The sequence below is a fragment of the Pseudarthrobacter enclensis genome, from assembly GCF_030811655.1.
Classification (GTDB): domain Bacteria; phylum Actinomycetota; class Actinomycetes; order Actinomycetales; family Micrococcaceae; genus Arthrobacter; species Arthrobacter enclensis_A.
This window is the reverse complement of sequence record NZ_JAUSRE010000022.1, coordinates 59,521-77,786: the sequence shown is the minus strand read 5'-3', so window position 1 is coordinate 77,786 and position 18,266 is coordinate 59,521. Positions and strand designations below refer to the sequence as shown.

Below are 18,266 nucleotides of genomic sequence, written 5' to 3'. Positions count from 1 at the left end.
GCCGGGGGCACCGGACGAGACGCTCCTGGTGGGGTCAGTGTGCGCCGTTGAGCATCCCGCCGAGGCGTTCGCGGATGGCCGCGCTGGCCGTATTGAGCCCTTCAACTTCAACCTCTTTGCCGTAGCTGTGGTACTTCGCGGCGATGGAATCAAGCGCCGCGATGGTGGATGCATCCCACAGGTGGGAATCATAGAGGTCGATGACGATCCGGTCGGGGTCCTCGGCATATTCGAACTGCATGTACAGGTCGTTGGAGGAGGCGAAGAACAGCTCCCCGCTGACCTTGTACTTGGCGAACGTTTCCCCGAAGTGCTCTTCGATGGTGCGCTCCACGCTCATGAAGTGCGCCACCCGGCGGGCGAACGCGACCATCGCGACCAGCACACCGAAGATCACACCGATGGCCAGGTTGTGCGTGGCGACGGTCAGGACGACGGTGGCGAGCATGACGGTCGTTTCGCTCTTGGGCATGCGCTTCAGGGTGTTCAGCTGGATGCTGTGCCAGTCAAAGGTGGCGATCGAGACGAAGATCATCACCGCGACCAGGGCGGCCATCGGGATCAGCGCCACGATGTCCCCGAGCGCCACCACCAGGATCAGGACGAAGACCCCGGCCATAAAAGTGGAGATCCGGGTCCGGGCGCCGGAAGCTTTGACGTTGATCATGGTCTGGCCCACCATCGCGCAGCCGCCCATGCCGCCGGTGAAGCCCGAGATGACGTTGGCAACACCCTGGCCCCAGGACTCGCGGGTCTTGAGCGAGTGCGTATCGGTCACGTCGTCCACGAGCTTGGCGGTCATCAGCGATTCCATCAGACCCACCACCGCCATGCCGGCGGCGAACGGGGCAAGGATCTGGAACGTCTCGAAGTTCAGCGGAACGTTGGGGAAAAACAGCGATGGAAGGCTTTCAGGCAACTCCCCCTTGCCACCGACGGTGGGGACGTTGATGGCAAAGACGACGGCGGCCGCGGTCAGGACCACAATGGCCACCAGCGGCGCCGGGACCACCTTGGTGATGCGGGGCAGCAGGAAGATGATCACCAGTCCGACGGCGACCAGCGGGTAGACCAGCCACGGGACCCCGATCAGCTCGGGCAGCTGCGAGGTGAAAATCAGGATCGCCAGGGCGTTGACGAAGCCCACCATCACAGAGCGCGGTATGAAGCGCATCAGTTTGGCTACCCCGAGCAGGCCCAGGATGATCTGGAAGATGCCGGCGAGGATGACGGCGGCGATGAAGTAGTCCACGCCGTGGGACTTCACCAGCGGGGCGATCACCAGGGCTGTGGCCGCTGTCGCGGCGGAAATCATTGCCGGCCGCCCGCCGAGGAAGGCGATGGTGACGGCCATGGTGAACGAGGCAAACAGTCCCAGCCGGGGGTCAACCCCGGCAATCAGGGAGAAGGCGATGGCCTCGGGAATCAGTGCCAGGGCCACGACAAGCCCGGCGAGGACCTCAGTGCGCAGCAGGCGGGGGGAACGGAGGGTGCGCCAGACGGACTGGCGTTGCTCCGGGGTCAGGGTTGGCGCGTGGGCGGCAACAGTCATGCGGGCTCCATTTCATGGGTTATGGGCAGACGAATGCCCGGGCGGTGCGAGTGTGGGGAGGCGCCGCGCTGCGCCGGTAAAAGTAGGGGGAACTTCCGGCCCACCACCAACTGTACCCTAACGTAATGGTAGACTTCTAATCAGGAGCTGTTACCGCCCCGGAAGGAATTACTGTGCATATTGGGCAACTCGCCGAACGCACCGCACTGTCGCTGAGGACTATCCGGCACTATGACTCGGTCGGTCTGCTGCACCCGAGCGCCCGCACGGAGGGTGGTTTCCGGGTCTATTCCGAAGAGGATTATGAGCGTCTGCTGCTGATCCGGCAGGCCAGATCCCTTGGCTTTGGCCTGGACGAGATCGCGGAGATGCTTGATGTCCTGACCTCCCGCGGATCGAGGTCCCCGCAGGCTGCCCGAGACGAGCTTGAGTCGATGCTGCGTGAGGCGACAGCCCGCAGGGAAGCTTTGGCTTCGGACCTGGGGCGGGCGGACCAGTTCATCGCCGTCATCAGCGACCGGATGGCCGGCTGACCCCAGGGTGGCACGCGCGCGGTCAGGCGCCGATGTCCGTGAGCTCCACGCCGGGGTTGTCCTCGCGGAAGTGCGCGAGTTTGTACCGGTCCGCGAAGAGCGCCAGGGCTTCCCCGTCGGAGCGGTGCATGATTTCACCGCCGCGGAAGGTTTCGGGCAGGCTGGAGCCCTTCGCGTCCACGTGCATCGCCAGGGTGTAGGGCAGGGCTTCAAAGGTTGCCGGGGCGTGGAATTCCCCGGCCATGCGGTGCTGCGCCACCTCGAACTGCAGGGCCCCTACTGCCGCCAGGACGGGCGCCTGTTCCCCGCGCCGGTCCGAGCGCAGGACCTGGACCACGCCTTCGTGTTCGAGCTGGGTGATGCCGCGCCGGAACTGTTTGTACCGCCCCGGGTCTGCGGCCCGGGCGACCGTGAAGAGTTCCGGGGCGAAGTGCGGGATCTCCGGAAACCGGACCGGTTCGGTGGCGTAGAGGCTGTCCCCGACCCGCAGGCTGGCGGCGTTGACGAGCCCGACGATGTCCCCGGGCCAGGCAACATCAATGACTTCCCGGCTGCGCCCGATGACCCGGTGGGCGTACTTGGTGGCGAACGGGCGTCCCAGCCGGGCGTTGGTCAGGATCATGCCGCGTTCAAAAATTCCGGAGCAGACCCTTAGGAAGGCGATGTGGTCGCGGTGCGCGGCGTCCTGGCCTGCCTGGACCTTGAAGACGAACCCGGAAAAGCCGGCATCCACGGGCTGGTGCCCGCCCTCCGCGGTGGCGCGGGCCGACGGGGCCGGGCCGAGTTCGGCAAGCACGTCCAGCAGCTGCCGCACGCCGAAGTTTTTGGCGGCGGCGGTGAACAGGACGGGGGTCTGCCGTGCTGCGTGAAAGGCTTCCCGATCGAATTCTCCATGGGAGTCCGCGACGAGTTCGGCCTCCTCCAGCGCCTCCCGCCACTGCCCCTCCATCGCCCCGGATCCGCCCGGCACTGGTGTTTCCAGGCTGGGCAACGCACCGCCCCGGACCGCTTCCAGCCGCACCGCTTCCCCGCTGCGAAGGTCAAAGAGCCCGGTAAAGGCCCCGGCCCTGCCCGCCGGCCACGTCAACGGCACAGGAGCCATGCCGGTCCGCCCGGCAACCCCGTCGATGAGGTCAAGGGCTTCAAGCCCTGGCCGGTCCCACTTGTTGATCACCGTGATGATCGGAAGCCCCCGCCGCCGGCACACGGCCAGGAGCTTCAGGGTCTGGGGCTCAAAGCCCTTGGCGGCGTCGATCAGCATCACCGCAAAATCGACCGCTGCCAGGACCCGGTAGGTGTCCTCGGAAAAGTCCGCGTGGCCCGGGGTGTCCACCACATTCAGGACCGCGCCCCGATGGTTCAGCTGAAGGGCGGCGGAGCTGATCGAAATTCCGCGCTCCTGCTCCAGCCCCATCCAGTCCGAGACCGTCCCGTGCCGGCTGGACTTGCCGTGCGTGACCCCGGCGTCCTTGATCACGCTGGCATAGAGCGCCAGCGCTTCGGTGAGCGTGGACTTGCCCGCGTCGGGGTGGGAAATGACCGCGAACGTGCGGCGCCTGCCCGCCTCCTCGAGGACGGGCGGGCTGTGCAGGGCGGGGATGTTTGCTGTCCTGGGCATTCTGGGCCTTCCGGCTGCTCCATCGTTGATGTTCCTACGTCAACTACACTCTACCCTAACGTTAGGGTAGAGTGTAGTTGCGAAGCGTTATCACCCACCGGACCCTGCAGGAGTATTTTGCCGACCCCCACGCACAGAACGCTCATGGCTGAACCTCAGTCCGGAACGCGGTTCCGGCCCGAAGTTCAGGGCCTGCGCGCGGTCGCGCTGCTCATCGTGGTGCTCTATCACGTCTGGTTCGGCCGGGTGTCCGGCGGGGTGGATGTGTTCCTGCTGGTCTCGGCATTCCTCCTCACCCTGTCATTCGCGGAGCGTGTGCGCTCGGGTGAGCCGTTCAGGCTGCGGCGGTACTGGGCGAGGATCTTCAGCCGGCTGCTCCCGCCCGCCGCGATCGTGCTGCTGGCCACCGTCGCGGCGGGGGCGGCGTTCTTTCCCCAAGTCCGTTGGGCGGAGCTGATTGAACACGCCTGGGCGTCCCTGTTCTATGTACAGAACTGGGCGATGGCTTTCGGTGCCGTGGACTACCAGGCTGCGCAGGCAGCAACAGCCAGTCCCTTCCAGCACTTCTGGTCAATGTCCATCCAGGGCCAGGTGTTCATCTTGTGGCCCCTCCTGCTGCTGGGCGTCCACGCCGCGGCCCGGCGGACGGGCTTGTCGTTCCGCGCTCTCGCCGCCGTCCTGTTCGGCGTGATCTTTGCACTCTCCCTGGCCTTTTCAATCCACCAGACAGCCACCAACCAGTCCTTTGCCTACTTCGACACCCGCACCCGCCTCTGGGAATTCGCCCTCGGCTCCTTGCTGGCCCTGGTACTGCCGTACCTCCGCCCGGGAAAGCCGGCCCGGATCGTGCTGGGCTGGGCCGGGCTGGCCGCGATCCTGTTCTGCGGGGCAGTGATCCAGGTGGACAACCAGTTCCCGGGATGGGCCGCCCTCATCCCCACCCTCGGCGCAGCCATGGTCATCACCGCCGGCAATACAGGACACCGTTTCGGGGCTGACCGGCTCCTGACCGCCGCGCCGGTCCGGAAACTCGGGGGAATCTCCTACGCCCTTTACCTGTGGCACTGGTCGGTCCTGATCACCTACCTGGTCCTGACCCAGGAAGCCGGAGTCACCGCAGCTGCCGGCGCTTTCATCATCGGCGCCTCGGGCATCCTGGCCTGGCTGACCACCCGGCTGGTGGAGCGCCCGCTGCGCTCGTGGGGCTGGATGCACCGGCGTAAACGCCGCAGCGCCGCCCTGACCATCGCCCTGGCCATCGGCGTCGCAATCCCGCTCGGGGCATGGGAAACGCGCATCGGACTCACCGAACGCCAACTCCGCGTGCAGGCCGAGCAGCTGAACCTGAACCCCGGCGCCGCTGTACTGGAGCCCGGACATACCGGCCAGGACCTTCCCGACGCCCCGCTCATCCCGGCCGAAACCGCACTGGATGATGAATGGGGCAACGCCGGCCCCTCCTGCACCCCCGGCTACGCCCCCGGGCATCCGGCCCTGGAATCCTGCCAGCAGATCGAACCGGACACCGAAGCCACAAAAACCGTTGTGGTGATCGGCGACTCGCATGCACAACAGCTCATGCCGGCCCTGGTCCCCACCGCGCAGGAGCACAACTGGCGGATGATTTCCCTGCTCAAGAACGCCTGCCGGTACGGCGCCCAGTCACCCGAACGCGACACCGAATGCAACGAGCGCAACGATGCAGCCCGGGACTACGTCCTTGACCTGGCCCCCGACGCCGTCATCACCCACGGCACCCTCAGCTACGAGGACGAACCCAGGGAAGGACTCGTCCCCGCCTATGAGCAAGGCATCCGGCCCTTCCTTGATGCCGGCATCGAAGTCGCAGCCGTACGCGACAACCCGCGGTTCCCGTTCCACATGTTCGCCTGCGTGGGCCTGCACGGCCAGGACTCCCACCAGTGCAACCCCGCCAGGGACGAGGTCCTGCTCGAGGTGAACCCGCTGGAGGAGCTGGCCACCCGCGAACCCCTCCTGCACTCCGTGGACCTCACCAACAGCATCTGCACAGACACGACATGCCCGGCGGTCATGGGCAATGTCTACGTCTACCGGGACCACGACCACCTCAACAAAACCTACGTCGAAACCATGACCCCGGCCGTGAAGCGCACTTTATTGGCCGCCACGGGCTGGGGCGGCTGACCGGCTGCCATGTCAAGAGAATTTCCATCACTAACGAGCCCGGGAGCGTATCGTGACACCGTTTGAGGCCCTACCCCACAGCAGCAACCTGCTGGACATCCGCGGCGCGGCAGCAGCCGCCGGGGTCTCCGCCGAATCAGTCCATCACCTGGTCACCCTAAGGATCATCAAAGCCCTCGAAGAAGACCCCGAGCACGGGCCCTTGTTCGGTGTTGAACAGATCCCGGTACTGGAAATTCTCAGCGCGATGAGCGTGCTCAACTTCCGGATCGAGGACATGCGCGACATGGTCCGGGTCATAGATACCCTCGGACAGCAGCCGGCCTCGGAACTCGCCGCACGGTACCGCCTGCGGCTCGGGCTGTTCACCGAAGCGCTGCAGCACAGGCCTGTCGTGACAACGGAGCAGCAGGTATCAAAAAACCATCTGATCCATGCGCTCACCACCCGTTACACCTGGCTGAGCAGCTAGGGCCTAACTGTTCTTGCCCATCCGTTCAATGAACTCATCAGCCTGGGACAGGTTCCGTGCGATCTTTGCGCGCTGGCTTTTCGCCCGTTCCATGAATTCCGCGAGCTTCTCCCGGCCAGCCCCCTCTGCGGCCCCGGATTCCAGGGCGGAGAGGATGTCCAGGATCTCCGCCATCTCCTCAAGAGAGAATCCCAGGGGCTTCATCTGTTTGATCAGTGTCAGCCGCTCGACATCGTTCTCGGCATAGACCCTGAACCCACCCTCGGTGCGTCCCGTGGCGGGCAGAAGCCCGACCTCGTCATAGTGGCGGATAGTCCTCAGGGACAGCCCGGTCCTTTCAGCCAGTTCACCAATATGCATGGTGCGGCTGCTGATCCGTTCCGTCATGAATGACCTCCTGCGTTGCCCGGCCTAAACTCTACCACCACGTTAGGGTAGACTTGGGGGAAATGGGTGTAGACGTCCAAGCCTAGTTGCTGGTGTTCTCATTCACGGCGCTCCGGTGCGCCCCCAGTTTCCCCTGAACAGTCGAAGCCGCTCCCGCGCGTCTTCTTGAGCCTGAAACGGAGCCAGCATTGGCCGTTAAACCAGCCACGGATGCCCCGGCATTCACGCCCGAGCAGCTTCAGTCTGTCCGGGAAACCCTCAAATCCCCCAGACGGCTCAAGACCGAAGTCCTCGCCGGCCTCGTCGTCGCCCTGGCCCTGATCCCCGAAGCGATCGCCTTCTCGATCATCGCCGGCGTCGATCCTCGCCTGGGACTCTTCGCCTCCTTCACCATGGCCGTCACCATCGCCTTCGTCGGCGGACGCCCGGCCATGATCTCCGCCGCCACCGGCGCTATCGCCCTGGTGATCGCCCCGCTGGTGAAGTCCCACGGCGTGGACTACTTCATCGCCGCCGTCATCCTCGCCGGCATCTTCCAGATCATCCTGGGTCTGTCCGGGGTGGCCAAGCTCATGCGCTTCATCCCCCGCTCTGTCATGGTGGGCTTCGTCAACGCCCTGGCCATCCTGATCTTCATGTCCCAGGTCCCCGAACTGCTCGGCGTCCCGTGGCTGGTCTACCCGCTGGTGGCGCTGGCCCTGGTCATTGTCTTCGGACTGCCCAAACTGACCAACGTCGTTCCCGCCCCGCTGGTCGCCATCGTGGTCCTGACCCTCATCACCGTCCTGGCCTCCATCGTGGTCCCCACCGTAGGCGACAAGGGCGACCTGCCCGAATCACTGCCGTCACTGTTCATCCCCAACGTGCCGTTCACACTGGAGACCCTGCAGGTACTCTTCCCGTTCGCGCTTGCCATGGCCTTCGTGGGGCTCCTGGAATCCCTGATGACCGCCAAGCTGGTCGATGACGTCACGGACACCCGCTCCCACAAAACCCGGGAGGCCTGGGGCCAGGGCGTGGCCAACATCATTACCGGTTTTACCGGCGGCATGGGCGGTTGCGCCATGATCGGCCAGACCATGATCAACGTCAAAGCCTCCGGCGCCCGCACACGCATATCGACCTTCCTTGCCGGCGTTTTCCTGCTGATCCTGGTGGTGGCGCTCGGAGGCGTAGTCTCGGTCATCCCCATGGCCGCCCTCGTCGCAGTGATGATCTTCGTATCCTGGGCCACCTTCGACTGGCACAGCATCCACCCCCGCACCCTGAAGATGATGCCCAAGAGCGAAACCCTGGTCATGGTCGCCACCGTCATCGTCACCGTCGCCACCCACAACCTGGCCATCGGCGTCGGCGTCGGCGTCCTCGTGGCCATGGTGATGTTCGCCCGCCGCGTGGCCCACTTCGTCACCGTCGAACGCACCGTCAAGACCGTGGACGGCCACGAAACCGCCACCTACGTAGTGGACGGCGAACTGTTCTTCGCCTCCTCCAACGACCTCTACACCCAGTTCGAATACGCCCACGATCCGGAACACGTGATCATCGATATGCACGCCTCCCACCTCTGGGACGCCTCCACCATCGCAGCCCTGGACGCCATCACCGAGAAATACCACCACCACGGCAAGGACGTGAAGATCATCGGCCTCAACGATGCCAGCATCCTCATGCGCGAACGCCTCGGCGGGAAACTCGGCGCAGGCCACTAGCCAACCGCCACGAATGACTGAAGGACCCTGACCGAATCCGGTCAGGGTCCTTTTCGTCGCTGCAGCGGCCCCATGAAGACCAGCGAAGGCGGACATGGCCCGAATGAATCCGCAAAACCTGTGCACCTGGGATTTTGAACCTGTGCACTCGACCCCAGGCAAAAGGATTCACTCAGCATTGCCGCCGCCAGCGACCGCCGCCCCGCTTCTACCGATTGAGAAGCTTCTCGCCATCGGGGCGCAGATCTCCGGTCGGCGATACGTGCCGGTACAGGGTCTGGCGGGTGATCCCGAGCTCGGTGCAAAGTTCACCGACATTAGTGCCGGCCTTGCCCATCGAGGCCATGGCCAGCCGCAGCTTCGCTGGGGTCATCTTGTAGGGACGTCCGCCGTTGCGGCCGCGGGCCCGTGCCGAGGCGAGCCCGGCGAGGGTGCGTTCGGAGATAAGTTCGCGTTCGAATTCGGCAAGGGCGGCGAAGATCCCGAAGACGAGCTTTCCGGAGGCGGTCGTGGTGTCGATAGCCGCCCCCTGCCCGGTGAGGACCTTGAGCCCGATGCCACGCTCGGTCAGGTCGTGGACGATGTTGACCAGGTGGCGCAGGTCCCGGCCCAGCCGGTCGAGCTTCCACACCACCAGAGTGTCGCCGTGTCGCAGGGCTTTCAGGCAGGCGGCCAGGTGGGGCCGGTCATCCTTTTTCCCGGAGGCCATGTCCTCGTAAAGCGAAGTCTGTTCGATACCGGCGGCCAGGAGTGCGTCCCGCTGCAGGTCCGTGGTTTGGGAACCGTCGGCTTTCGAGACGCGCATGTATCCGACCAGCACCCGACTTCTCCTCTGTCATTTATACGTTCGTTTAAGTGACGGCAAAAGTCTGAATCCGCCTGAGTCCGAATTGCGTCACTTAACCCGTGATTTATTCTACGTCAGTCAAAGGGTGGTCATCCTTCTGTTTGTGACAGAAAGTTGAGGGGTATCTGAAGCTCGGCGAAGGTGTCCCGAAGACCGCGCAGAGATTCTTCACTGCGGCACCCGTAGCGTGCGAAGTCGAAGAGGTGCTTCGCGACCACGGGATCCGTCTTGGCTGCTTCGATGCACGAGTCCAAGGTAGCCGTCGCCTGGTTCCAGAGTTCATCCAGTGTCGGCCGCTTCTGCACGCCGTCGGCGCCTATCAGTGATCCTGGTGGGGTTCCATCGCTGATCGCGGTGTCCGGTTCGGGGCGCAGCAGGTGCCCGGAGGTACCCCGGGCGGTCAGGGAGCCGTCCTCGATCAGTTCCATCGCCGCGGCGGCCGCTTCGAGCAGTTGCTGCTGGACGGTCCAGTTCAGGGTCTCGAACGGTTGCCATGAATGCAGGCCAGCCCGGAACGGGTGGCCGCAGTGTTCCCAGACACGGCGCACGTCATCCAGCTGCCTCCCGTAACGTCCCTGAGCTGTGCTGAGTTCGTCCAGGAGGGTCCGCAGCAGCCGGAACCAGACGCCGGCGTTAACCGGATACCGGGGAAGGTCAACGGATCCTGTTGTTATCGCCTGCCAGGTCCGCCGGTCCATGATGGACAACGAGTCCGGAAGCGCCCGCTGGTCATAGGCGGGAGCTGTCCACATGATGTAGTCCGCCGGGTGTCCTTCATAGGTCTCGAGCCGGCGCCGGTGGACCGTGCAGCTGGCCATGACCGGCACTTGCCAGAAGAGCAGCAGCGTCGAGCCGGACTCCAGGCATTCACGGCATCCCCGCTTCGCCGCGGTTTCCGAGAGCCACGGCAGCCACTTTCGCGGAGCATAAATATTTCGCCGCCCGGGCGACAGGAGCAGCGAGAACTGGTGCACGTAGGTTTCGTATGTATCGGGTGCAGGGGTGAGGGTGTCGAAGAGCCATGGCACCCATCCGGACATGGTCATGGCGCTGACGCGGTGTTGATCGAGCCCGCTGCGCTTGGCGAGCACTTCGAGCAGGTGCACCGGCGGGTCCAGGTCCAGCTCGGCGTCGCGAAGTTCCTGCTGGCCAAGTCCGTGTTCGAGCAGTTCGTAGGAGTACATGCTGTAGCTGGCGGCGATCCGCCGCATCCATGAGGACAACGATTCCGTTTCTGCAGGCGCGGGGTGCAAGGGCCAGCGCTCCGGCGGTCTCACCTGAGCTCGCGTTCGAACTTCCGGCGCCGGATGCTGGGGCCGTCGTATTCGGCAAGCGTCAGCGTCCGGTGATTGATGGATTCCTCACCGCTGTCCACAGCGGCCACTGCGGCTTCGGTCAGGAGCAATGTAAGTTCCCCGATGGTGCCCTCACTCCGGGTAAGGAGGTAACGGGCCATATCATCGGTCGCCAGATTCGAGTGCTGATGAAGCGGGAAAGATGAGGCGAAGCTGGCCAGCAGCGACGACAGGTCGGCGTTGGCCTCCCACAAAGGCAGCGTGACGGGCTCAAACCGGTTTTCGAGCTGATCATCGGAACGGATGGCCAGATAGGCCTCACGGGTTCCTACCCCCACCAGCGGGATCCGCAGCTCGTTCCCCAGGAAGCGCAGCAGGTTCAAGAATTCACGCCGGACGTCGGCCCGGCCGGCCAGCACGTTGTGCAGTTCGTCAATTACCAAGATCCGCACTCCCACGCGGCGGAGCACGGCAAGGGTGAGCTGTTCCAGGTCAGCGACGCGTCGGCGCGGTACCGTGGGCGCGCCGAGTGCGGCGAGTACGGCCGTGTAAAACCGCGGGATGGACGGTTCGGAGGGCATCTGGACGCACAGTACGGGGATGTGCTCCTGGTCGTCGTCCGAGTGCGCAGGGTGCTGGCGTCGGAACCGTTCGATGATCATGGACTTGCCGTTGTTGGTCGGTCCGATCAGCAGGAGGTTAGGCATGCGTTGTTTGCCGGGCCAGTCATAGAGCGTTTCTAGCCGGGTGAGGGTCTGGACGGCCAAGGGGTAGCCGATCCAGCGGTCCGCCCGGATGCGCCGGATTCGTTCCTCCGCCGGCAGCCGGGCCATGGTCTGGGCCCAGGGCTGGAGATGGGAGAGATCCGGGGGCGGGTAGTCATCGCTGGTCACCACTGCTCCACCTCTTCAAAAGGACGGGCAGTCGCCGCGTCACGGTCGGGCGGAGGCATTTCATCAGGCGGAGCCGACGCTTCCGCCACGGATTCGGAGGCCTGCAAGTGGCGCCTTCGCTGCAGGTCCCGGCGTGATCTGCGGGTTGCCCGTTGCGCCGCGGCGGCAATTTCGCGCATTTGATCGATCGTGCGGAACAGTGCTTCCTCATTGACCTGATCGTGTCCCTGCTGACGGAGTCGCACCAGTGCCTGCCGATGCTCCCACAAGGTGACCGCAGGGTGGGAAATGGTGCGGTACGGGACTTCCACATATGCCGTCCCTTCCGGTTCCAGCACCCAGACCCTGCTAATGTCGCGCGGGTCCCGCCTGATGACGAACTTCTCGTCCCGGTCCCGCCGTGCGATCCAGGGTTTGAGCGCGTTTGCGAAGTAATGGACATGGTCGATGACGAAACCGGTGCGGGTGATTTGGCGCCGGATGACCGGCAGAAAATCGATGAGAAATGCTGCCGGGTGGGAGACCACGGGCTGCTCACCGAACTCTCTTACGCCCCCGTCCCAGCGCCCGGCGGGTGTCTGGTTCAGGGATGTGTGGATGCTGCCGTGGTAGCTGGCGACCGCTAAGGTCAGCCAGCGTTCGAGCTCCGTAAGCGTCAGGGCGGACATTTTGTCGGCATCGTAACCGCCACGTTGTCCCGGGTTCGAGAAGGTCGTCCCCGGCAGTTCATGGACCCGCTGCATCACCGTTCCGATGATGCGCTCCACTATGCCGCCGTAGTGCGGGCGCCCAAGTGGCCGGTAGCTGAGCTTAATGCCGTGCTGTTCGCAACCGCGGCGCAACGCTTCGCTCTTGAATTCCGAAGCGTTGTCCAGGAACAAAACCTTGGGCTTACCGCTCATTGGCCAGGCCGCGTCCACACCCAAGGCTTCGATCCACGGCCGCTTGTCGCAGGCCATGTGTGCGATGCACAAGCCCACCGAAACCGCAGACGGCGCCTCCAAAGTCACAACCATTCCCAGGATGCACCGGCTGTAACCATCGATAGCAACCGTCAGGTAGGGCCTACCGATAGGCTGCCGGTCCCGGTCATCGACGACAATCAAGTCAATCACGGTGTGGTCGATCTGGACCTGGTCCAACGGAGCCATGATCTCCGGCACCGTCCCGCCGGCCGACTGCAAGGGCCGGGCGGCGTCGCTACCCTCCCGGCTGCGCGTGACTTCCACCGGATGCAGCGCCTCAATCCGGATGGCAACAGTGTTCCTTGCCGGCCCCGTCAATCCCAGCGTCTTGCACTCACGCACAATTTGGCGGTGCACGACCGCGAGAGACGGCTTTTGCTTCGTCAGGTAAGTCCTCCGGATGACTTCCCTGATCACGGCTTCCACAGGTTCCGACAGCCGCCTGCCTCCCCGGCCGCCAGCGGAGCGACCCGGGGCAAGATCCGTCAGCAGACCCGTACCCTTCCGGTGTCGGCCGATCAGGATGTAGACCTGCCGCCGCGACAATCCCAACTCTTCGGCCGCGCTGTCCGCCGCGCCGTGAGTGACCGTGGCCAGGGCTGCCAAAGGCGCGATTACCTCGTCCTGCCGGCGTAGGCGCTCCCACGCCCTATCCGACATACCCAGCACCCCCCGCTCGAGGATCTGCGGGTCATCCGATGTCATTACGGGCGCTGACGGTGCAGACGACTCTTGACCATGATTCAGGCTAGTGCAGACGACTTCTGATGAAAATGCCGGCAGTGCACGCTACTTCTGACAAGGGGTTGTCAACAGTCCCGTGCACCGGGACCATACTTCCCCATGAAGGGGTGCAGACGTCTTCTGAAAACGACATATGTCCTGGAGTGTCTTGCAAACGACCGTATAGATGACAAGAGGTTTGAGCCATGCTGATCGGCTACATGCGGGTATCGAAAACGGACGGATCGCAAAGCACCGACCTCCAACGCGATGCACTCCTGGCGGCAGGGGTCGACCCGTCGAAGCTCTATGAGGACCACGCCTCGGGGAAGGAGGACGACAGGCCGGAACTGGCTTCCTGCCTGAAGGGCATGAATGCGGGAGACACCCTGTTGGTGTGGAAGCTTGACCGGCTGGGCCGGGACCTGCGCCACCTGGTGAACACCGTCCACAACCTCACCGAACGCGGCATCGGGCTCAAGGTCCTCACCGGGGAGGGCGCGGCCATCGATACCACGACAGCCTCGGGGAAACTGGTCTTCGGGATCTTCGCCGCCCTGGCCGAGTTCGAACGCGAACTCATTTCCGAGCGCACCAAGGCAGGATTGGCCTCGGCCCGGGCCCGCGGCCGCAAGGGAGGCCGGCCCTACAAGATGACACCGGCCAAGGTCCGCCTGGCCATGGCCGCCGTGGGACACAAGGAAACGAAGATCGGCTCCCTGTGCGAGGAACTGGGTGTTACCCGGCAAACCCTCTACCGGCACGTCTCCCCGACCGGGGAGCTTCGGCCCGACGGCAAGAAACTCCTGAAATCGAAATAGCGGCCGTGTAGGTGACTTCTGAAACTCGTGCGGACGACTTAGAGGAAAACGACAATTTTGGTGGTGCTTGAATCGTCGAGTGACCCGCTTGCGAGCGGAATGATAGACAGTTTTTGTCCACGCGTCGTTTGGTCTCGTTGGGTGGATGCCGCACCAGAATCCTGTCTATGATGCGTCTGCGCTTGGAATACCTGCGGGAGAGGGCGCGTTGCCACCAATATGAAGGCTATTGGAGTTAGTGAATTCGGAGGGCCGGAGGCCCTCACCGTGCACAATGTCAGCGAACCGCATCCAGCCCGAGCCACAGCCGTGGATGGCGCGCCGGTTTCACCCGGGTGTATGGACGTGCGGCACGCGCTATTGGGTAATTCCGCCTTTAGCAGCAGTGCTGGATCCAGATCGTAGAAGTGGATCCCTCTGCGCCATAAAGTGGAGCCCAGTCCAAGGCCCGATTAATCCACGGGCGGCTTTACCGGTGCTGGCGCTTCGACCAGAAGCGGACGTGGAACGTGTGGGCAAAAAGGGCATCATGCCCTTTCGCCCACACATTCCACGATATCGACCTAAGATGTTTGCCGAACCGTTCCTCGGTACAGAACTATTTCTTCAACATTCCGTTCGGGTCGATGACGAACTTTTTCGACGAACCAGCACTGAATCGTGCGTACGCGTCCGGTCCCTGGTCGATCGGAACGACTTCGGTGTTCATTACAGCCGGAAGATCGATGCGGTTCCAGAGGATGGCTTGCATGAGTTCGAGACTGTAATTTCTCACGGGAGCCATGCCGGTGACCAAAGTCAGGGACTTGATCCACGCTGCTCCGAGCGCCAAATCAAGGGTGCCGTTTTTCGCTCGATCGTGCTTGCTGCCTGGATCGTTGCCGACATAGATTCCGGGGATACCGATGGCCCCGCCGGCTCGAACCACTTCAAACATCGAATTCAAGGCTGCTTCGGGAGCTTCCTTGTCACTGGACTCGCCAAGTCCGTGGGCTTCGTAGCCGACAGCATCGACACCGCAGTCAACTTCCGGGACACCGAGGATTGCGTCAATCTGGTCGGTCAGTGGAACGCTACTACTCAGGTCGGCCGTTTCGTAACCCGCCTTCTCCATCACCTCCAGACAGTTCCTTGTTTTGGTCGCCGATGATGACACATGCCGCTCCCAACAGCCGCGCACCGGCTGCCGCACAACGACCTACCGGTCCGGCCCCGGCAACATAAACGGTCGATCCCGGCTTGACCTGGGCGCTGACGCATCCGTGAAAGCCGGTCGGCAAGATGTCCGAGAAGAACAAGTTCAGTGGTTACCCGGGCAGGAACCAATAGCCCGGGTATTGGGGTTTGGGGTTTGGGGTTTGGGAGCAGACATCAGCAGCCTGACGATTAATGTGCTGTATAAGCTGTCCCGATAAACCCTATGCCAGCGAAGCCCAACGACACTAGCCCCCGGCTCTCGGCTTCTGGTAGAGAACCTCGTGGCTGATGCCGAGTTCCCGGGCCAAATTGCCGGTTGATGCAGATGATTCCTGCGAACCGGCCTGTCAGAAGCCGGCTGCACTCACCCCAAAATCCAGGAATCCCAATGCAGGCGACTTAGAAGAAAACGACACAGACGCACCACACAAACACTCGCCGAGCACCTACGACCGCTGAAGCCAATAGGTAGGGTCATCCAGCTTCGGAACTTCTTGTTCAGGAGGCGGGCAGCGGATCCAATCCCAACCGTGCGGCAAGGAAGGGCGCCGTTTTGGACTCCGGGTGTGCGGCAATCTCCTGCGGGGTTCCGGTGGCCACGATTCGGCCCCCGGCATCTCCCCCGGATGGACCCAAGTCGATGACCCAGTCGGCGGCGGCCACCACGTCCATGTGGTGTTCCACCACAATCACCGTGTTCGCCGCGTCGACCAGCCTGCCCAGCTGACCCAGCAGCAATTGCACATCGGCCGGGTGCAGGCCCGTGGTCGGCTCATCGAGCAGGTACAGCGTGTGTCCGCGCCGGGCCCGCTGCAATTCGGTGGCCAGCTTGATGCGTTGGGCCTCGCCGCCGGAGAGCTCGGGCGCGGGTTGGCCCAGCGACAGGTAGCCCAACCCCACCTCGCGCAGCGTGTTCAGCGAGCGGGCCGCTGCGGGAATCCCGGCCAGGAATTCGGCCGCGGCATCCACGCTCAGGTCCAGGACCTCGGCAATGTTCTTGCCCTGGTAGGTCACCTCAAGGGTCTCGGGGTTGTAGCGCGAACCGTGGCACACCGGACAGAGGCCGTAGCTGCCGGGCAGGAAGAGCAACTCGATTTCCAGGTGCCCCTCGCCCAGGCAGTTCTCGCAGCGGCCTCCGGCGACATTGAAGGAGAACCGGCCGGCCCCGTAACCGCGCTTCTTGGCCAACTCGGTCTCGGCGAAGGCCTTGCGCACCGCGTCGAACAGCCCCGTATAGGTGGCAAGGTTGGAACGCGGGGTCCGGCCAATCGGCTTCTGGTCCATCGCCACAATCCGGTCGATCCCCTCAATCCCGCGCACCTGCGCCACCCGGGCCTGCTCGGTGGGCGCCGCCGGTTCCTGCCCGTTCTCCGCGGCACCCGCGGCCGCGGCTCCCCGGGGGGCACCGCGCAGCAACGGTGCCAGCGCGTGCGGCAGCACCTGGCTGACCAAGGACGACTTGCCGGAACCCGATACCCCGGTCACCGCGCTGAGAACCCCCAGCGGGAAGCTTGCATCGAGGTCCACCAGGTTGTGCAGGCTGATCCCTTCCAACTCCAGCCATTGCCCGGCCCGGCGCGGCACCCGGTGCTCGCCCCGGCCAATCTGCGACGTCAGGAATCTCCGGGTCACCGATTCCTCGACCTGTTCCAACCCGGCAACGGGGCCCGAATAGAGCACCCGGCCGCCACCGGCTCCGGCCTTCGGGCCCACATCGACGATCCAATCGGCGCTGGCCACCACGTCCATGTTGTGCTCCACCACGAACACCGAGTTTCCCGCGTCCTTGAGCGCCGCCAGCACCTCCAGCAGCGGTTGGGCGTCGGCGGGATGCAGGCCGGCGGAGGGTTCATCGAGCACGTAGATCACCCCGAAGAGGCCCGAACGCAACTGCGTGGCGATGCGCAGCCGTTGCATTTCCCCCGGGGACAGGGTCGGGGTGGCCCGGTCCAAGCTCAGGTAGCCCAGCCCCAACCCGATCAGTACCTCGATGCGCGAGAGCAGGTCAGCGACGATGGATGCGGCCACCTCAAGACCCTGTTCCGGAGCGGCGGCGGATCCGGCGGCGGCGACCTGACGCAAAACCAGGGCCAGGGCCGCGAGCGTGGTGGAGTTGAAGGCCGCGATGTCCAGCCCGGCCACGCTGACGGCCAGCGCCGCGGGCCTGAATCCGGTGCCGCGGCAGGTGGGGCAGGGTCCGGAATGCATGAAGGCCATGGCCTTGGCGCGCATCGTTTCGGACTTGGATTCGGCCACCGTGTGCAACACGTAGCGCTTGGCACTCCAGAATCGTCCCTTGTAGGGCTTTTCGATTCGGTCGCGTTCGGGTGTCACCGCAACCACCGGTTGTTCCTCGGTGAACAACAACCAGTCGCGTTCGGCCCGGGGCAACTGCTCGAAGGGTACGTCCACGTCATAGCCCAGGTGCGTGGTGATGTCCCGCAGGTTCTTGCCCTGCCAGGCGCCCGGCCAGGCGGCAATGGCACCCTCGCGGATGCTCAGCCCTGGATTCGGCACCAACGATTCCTCGGTGACGGTGTGCGCCACTCCCAACCCGTGGCAGTCCGGGCACGCGCCCACGGCGGTGTTCGGGGAGAACGAGTCCGAATCCAACCGGGGTGCGCCCTCCGGGTAGGTTCCGGCGCGGGAATACAGCATCCGCACGGAGTTGGACAGGGTGGTGAGGGTGCCGACGGTGGAACGCGAGGATGCCGTGCCGCGTCGCTGCTGCAGGGCCACGGCCGGTGGCAGCCCGGAAATGTACTCGACATTCGGTGTGTGGCCCTGGGCGATCAACCGCCGGGCATAGGGCGCCACCGATTCCAGGAAGCGGCGCTGCGCCTCGGCAAAAATCGTTCCGAAGGCCAGGGAGGACTTTCCCGAACCCGAGACACCGGTGAAAGCGACGATCGAGTCGCGGGGGATGCGCACCTCGACGTTGTGGAGGTTGTTCTCGTTGGCTCCGCGCACATGCACGAACCCGTCAGGGGCTTGGCTTGCGAGTGGGGCGTCGGTGTGCTTCCCAATGCTGTTCACTTTCCACAGTCTAAGCGCTGAGGCCAATCTTCGGTCACGGTTCACCACC

General features: G+C 64.2%; 14 protein-coding genes. 5 read left to right on the top strand and 9 right to left on the bottom strand.

Annotation, left to right across the window (positions count from 1 at the left end; translation table 11 throughout):
* Positions 1-34 precede the first annotated feature (34 nt).
* Complete coding sequence (locus J2X98_RS18150; protein WP_174177443.1) at positions 35-1,552, bottom strand: SulP family inorganic anion transporter; 1,518 nt, start codon at positions 1,550-1,552, stop codon at positions 35-37.
* 173 nt (positions 1,553-1,725) lie between these two features.
* Here J2X98_RS18150 and J2X98_RS18145 point away from each other — a divergent pair, with 173 nt between their 5' ends.
* On the top strand, positions 1,726-2,085 hold the full coding sequence (locus tag J2X98_RS18145) for a MerR family transcriptional regulator (RefSeq protein WP_306971290.1): 360 nt from the start codon (positions 1,726-1,728) through the stop codon (positions 2,083-2,085).
* A 22-nt stretch (positions 2,086-2,107) separates the two neighbouring features.
* Here the strand turns inward: J2X98_RS18145 and J2X98_RS18140 are convergent, their stop codons facing one another.
* The gene (locus tag J2X98_RS18140) at positions 2,108-3,703 is read right to left on the bottom strand and encodes a peptide chain release factor 3 (protein ID WP_306971291.1); all 1,596 of its coding nucleotides are present in this window, start codon (positions 3,701-3,703) and stop codon (positions 2,108-2,110) included.
* A gap of 144 nt (positions 3,704-3,847) precedes the next feature.
* Between J2X98_RS18140 and J2X98_RS18135 the strand changes: the two genes are divergently transcribed.
* Entirely contained in the window at positions 3,848-5,869 is a 2,022-nt protein-coding gene (locus J2X98_RS18135) for an acyltransferase family protein (protein WP_174177447.1), read from the top strand.
* 52 nt (positions 5,870-5,921) lie between these two features.
* Positions 5,922-6,341 (top strand): hypothetical protein, encoded by a 420-nt coding sequence (locus J2X98_RS18130; RefSeq protein WP_174177449.1) that lies wholly within the window; start codon positions 5,922-5,924, stop codon positions 6,339-6,341.
* Positions 6,342-6,344: 3 nt separating this feature from the next.
* Here J2X98_RS18130 and J2X98_RS18125 read toward each other — a convergent pair whose 3' ends face one another.
* A complete protein-coding gene (locus J2X98_RS18125; protein ID WP_174177451.1) occupies positions 6,345-6,728 on the bottom strand; it encodes a MerR family transcriptional regulator in 384 nt (127 codons plus the stop codon).
* 188 nt (positions 6,729-6,916) lie between these two features.
* On the opposite strand from J2X98_RS18125, the gene J2X98_RS18120 reads away from it, so the two are divergent.
* Positions 6,917-8,440 (top strand): SulP family inorganic anion transporter, encoded by a 1,524-nt coding sequence (locus tag J2X98_RS18120; protein ID WP_174177453.1) that lies wholly within the window; start codon positions 6,917-6,919, stop codon positions 8,438-8,440.
* Between the two features lie 208 nt (positions 8,441-8,648).
* Here J2X98_RS18120 and J2X98_RS18115 read toward each other — a convergent pair whose 3' ends face one another.
* The 4 genes from J2X98_RS18115 to J2X98_RS18100 all read right to left on the bottom strand — a co-directional run bounded on the left by J2X98_RS18115 (position 8,649) and on the right by J2X98_RS18100 (position 13,145).
* On the bottom strand, positions 8,649-9,260 hold the full coding sequence (locus tag J2X98_RS18115) for a recombinase family protein (protein WP_174177455.1): 612 nt from the start codon (positions 9,258-9,260) through the stop codon (positions 8,649-8,651).
* Positions 9,261-9,376: 116 nt separating this feature from the next.
* The gene (locus J2X98_RS18110) at positions 9,377-10,564 is read right to left on the bottom strand and encodes a TniQ family protein (RefSeq protein ID WP_306971292.1); all 1,188 of its coding nucleotides are present in this window, start codon (positions 10,562-10,564) and stop codon (positions 9,377-9,379) included.
* Entirely contained in the window at positions 10,561-11,478 is a 918-nt protein-coding gene (locus tag J2X98_RS18105; RefSeq protein ID WP_444964474.1) for a TniB family NTP-binding protein, read from the bottom strand. Before J2X98_RS18105 ends, J2X98_RS18110 begins: the two co-directional genes overlap by 4 nt.
* Complete coding sequence (locus tag J2X98_RS18100) at positions 11,472-13,145, bottom strand: Mu transposase C-terminal domain-containing protein (RefSeq protein ID WP_174177459.1); 1,674 nt, start codon at positions 13,143-13,145, stop codon at positions 11,472-11,474. Before J2X98_RS18100 ends, J2X98_RS18105 begins: the two co-directional genes overlap by 7 nt.
* A gap of 224 nt (positions 13,146-13,369) precedes the next feature.
* Between J2X98_RS18100 and J2X98_RS18095 the strand changes: the two genes are divergently transcribed.
* Complete coding sequence (locus J2X98_RS18095; RefSeq protein ID WP_188687389.1) at positions 13,370-13,984, top strand: recombinase family protein; 615 nt, start codon at positions 13,370-13,372, stop codon at positions 13,982-13,984.
* A 598-nt stretch (positions 13,985-14,582) separates the two neighbouring features.
* Here J2X98_RS18095 and J2X98_RS18090 read toward each other — a convergent pair.
* Positions 14,583-15,101: a hypothetical protein gene (locus tag J2X98_RS18090; RefSeq protein ID WP_306971293.1), complete on the bottom strand. Its 519-nt coding sequence runs from the start codon at positions 15,099-15,101 to the stop codon at positions 14,583-14,585.
* A gap of 578 nt (positions 15,102-15,679) precedes the next feature.
* Complete coding sequence (locus J2X98_RS18085) at positions 15,680-18,217, bottom strand: excinuclease ABC subunit UvrA (RefSeq protein ID WP_306971294.1); 2,538 nt, start codon at positions 18,215-18,217, stop codon at positions 15,680-15,682.
* Positions 18,218-18,266: the final 49 nt, after the last annotated feature.

Coding starts and splice junctions, on each gene's coding strand:
- J2X98_RS18150 (WP_174177443.1), bottom strand. CDS start 1,552: ATGACTGTTGCCGCCCACGCGCCAACCCTGACCCCGGAGCAACGCCAG.
- J2X98_RS18140 (WP_306971291.1), bottom strand. CDS start 3,703: ATGCCCAGGACAGCAAACATCCCCGCCCTGCACAGCCCGCCCGTCCTC.
- J2X98_RS18135 (WP_174177447.1), top strand. CDS start 3,848: ATGGCTGAACCTCAGTCCGGAACGCGGTTCCGGCCCGAAGTTCAGGGC.
- J2X98_RS18125 (WP_174177451.1), bottom strand. CDS start 6,728: ATGACGGAACGGATCAGCAGCCGCACCATGCATATTGGTGAACTGGCT.
- J2X98_RS18100 (WP_174177459.1), bottom strand. CDS start 13,145: ATGACATCGGATGACCCGCAGATCCTCGAGCGGGGGGTGCTGGGTATG.
- J2X98_RS18095 (WP_188687389.1), top strand. CDS start 13,370: ATGCTGATCGGCTACATGCGGGTATCGAAAACGGACGGATCGCAAAGC.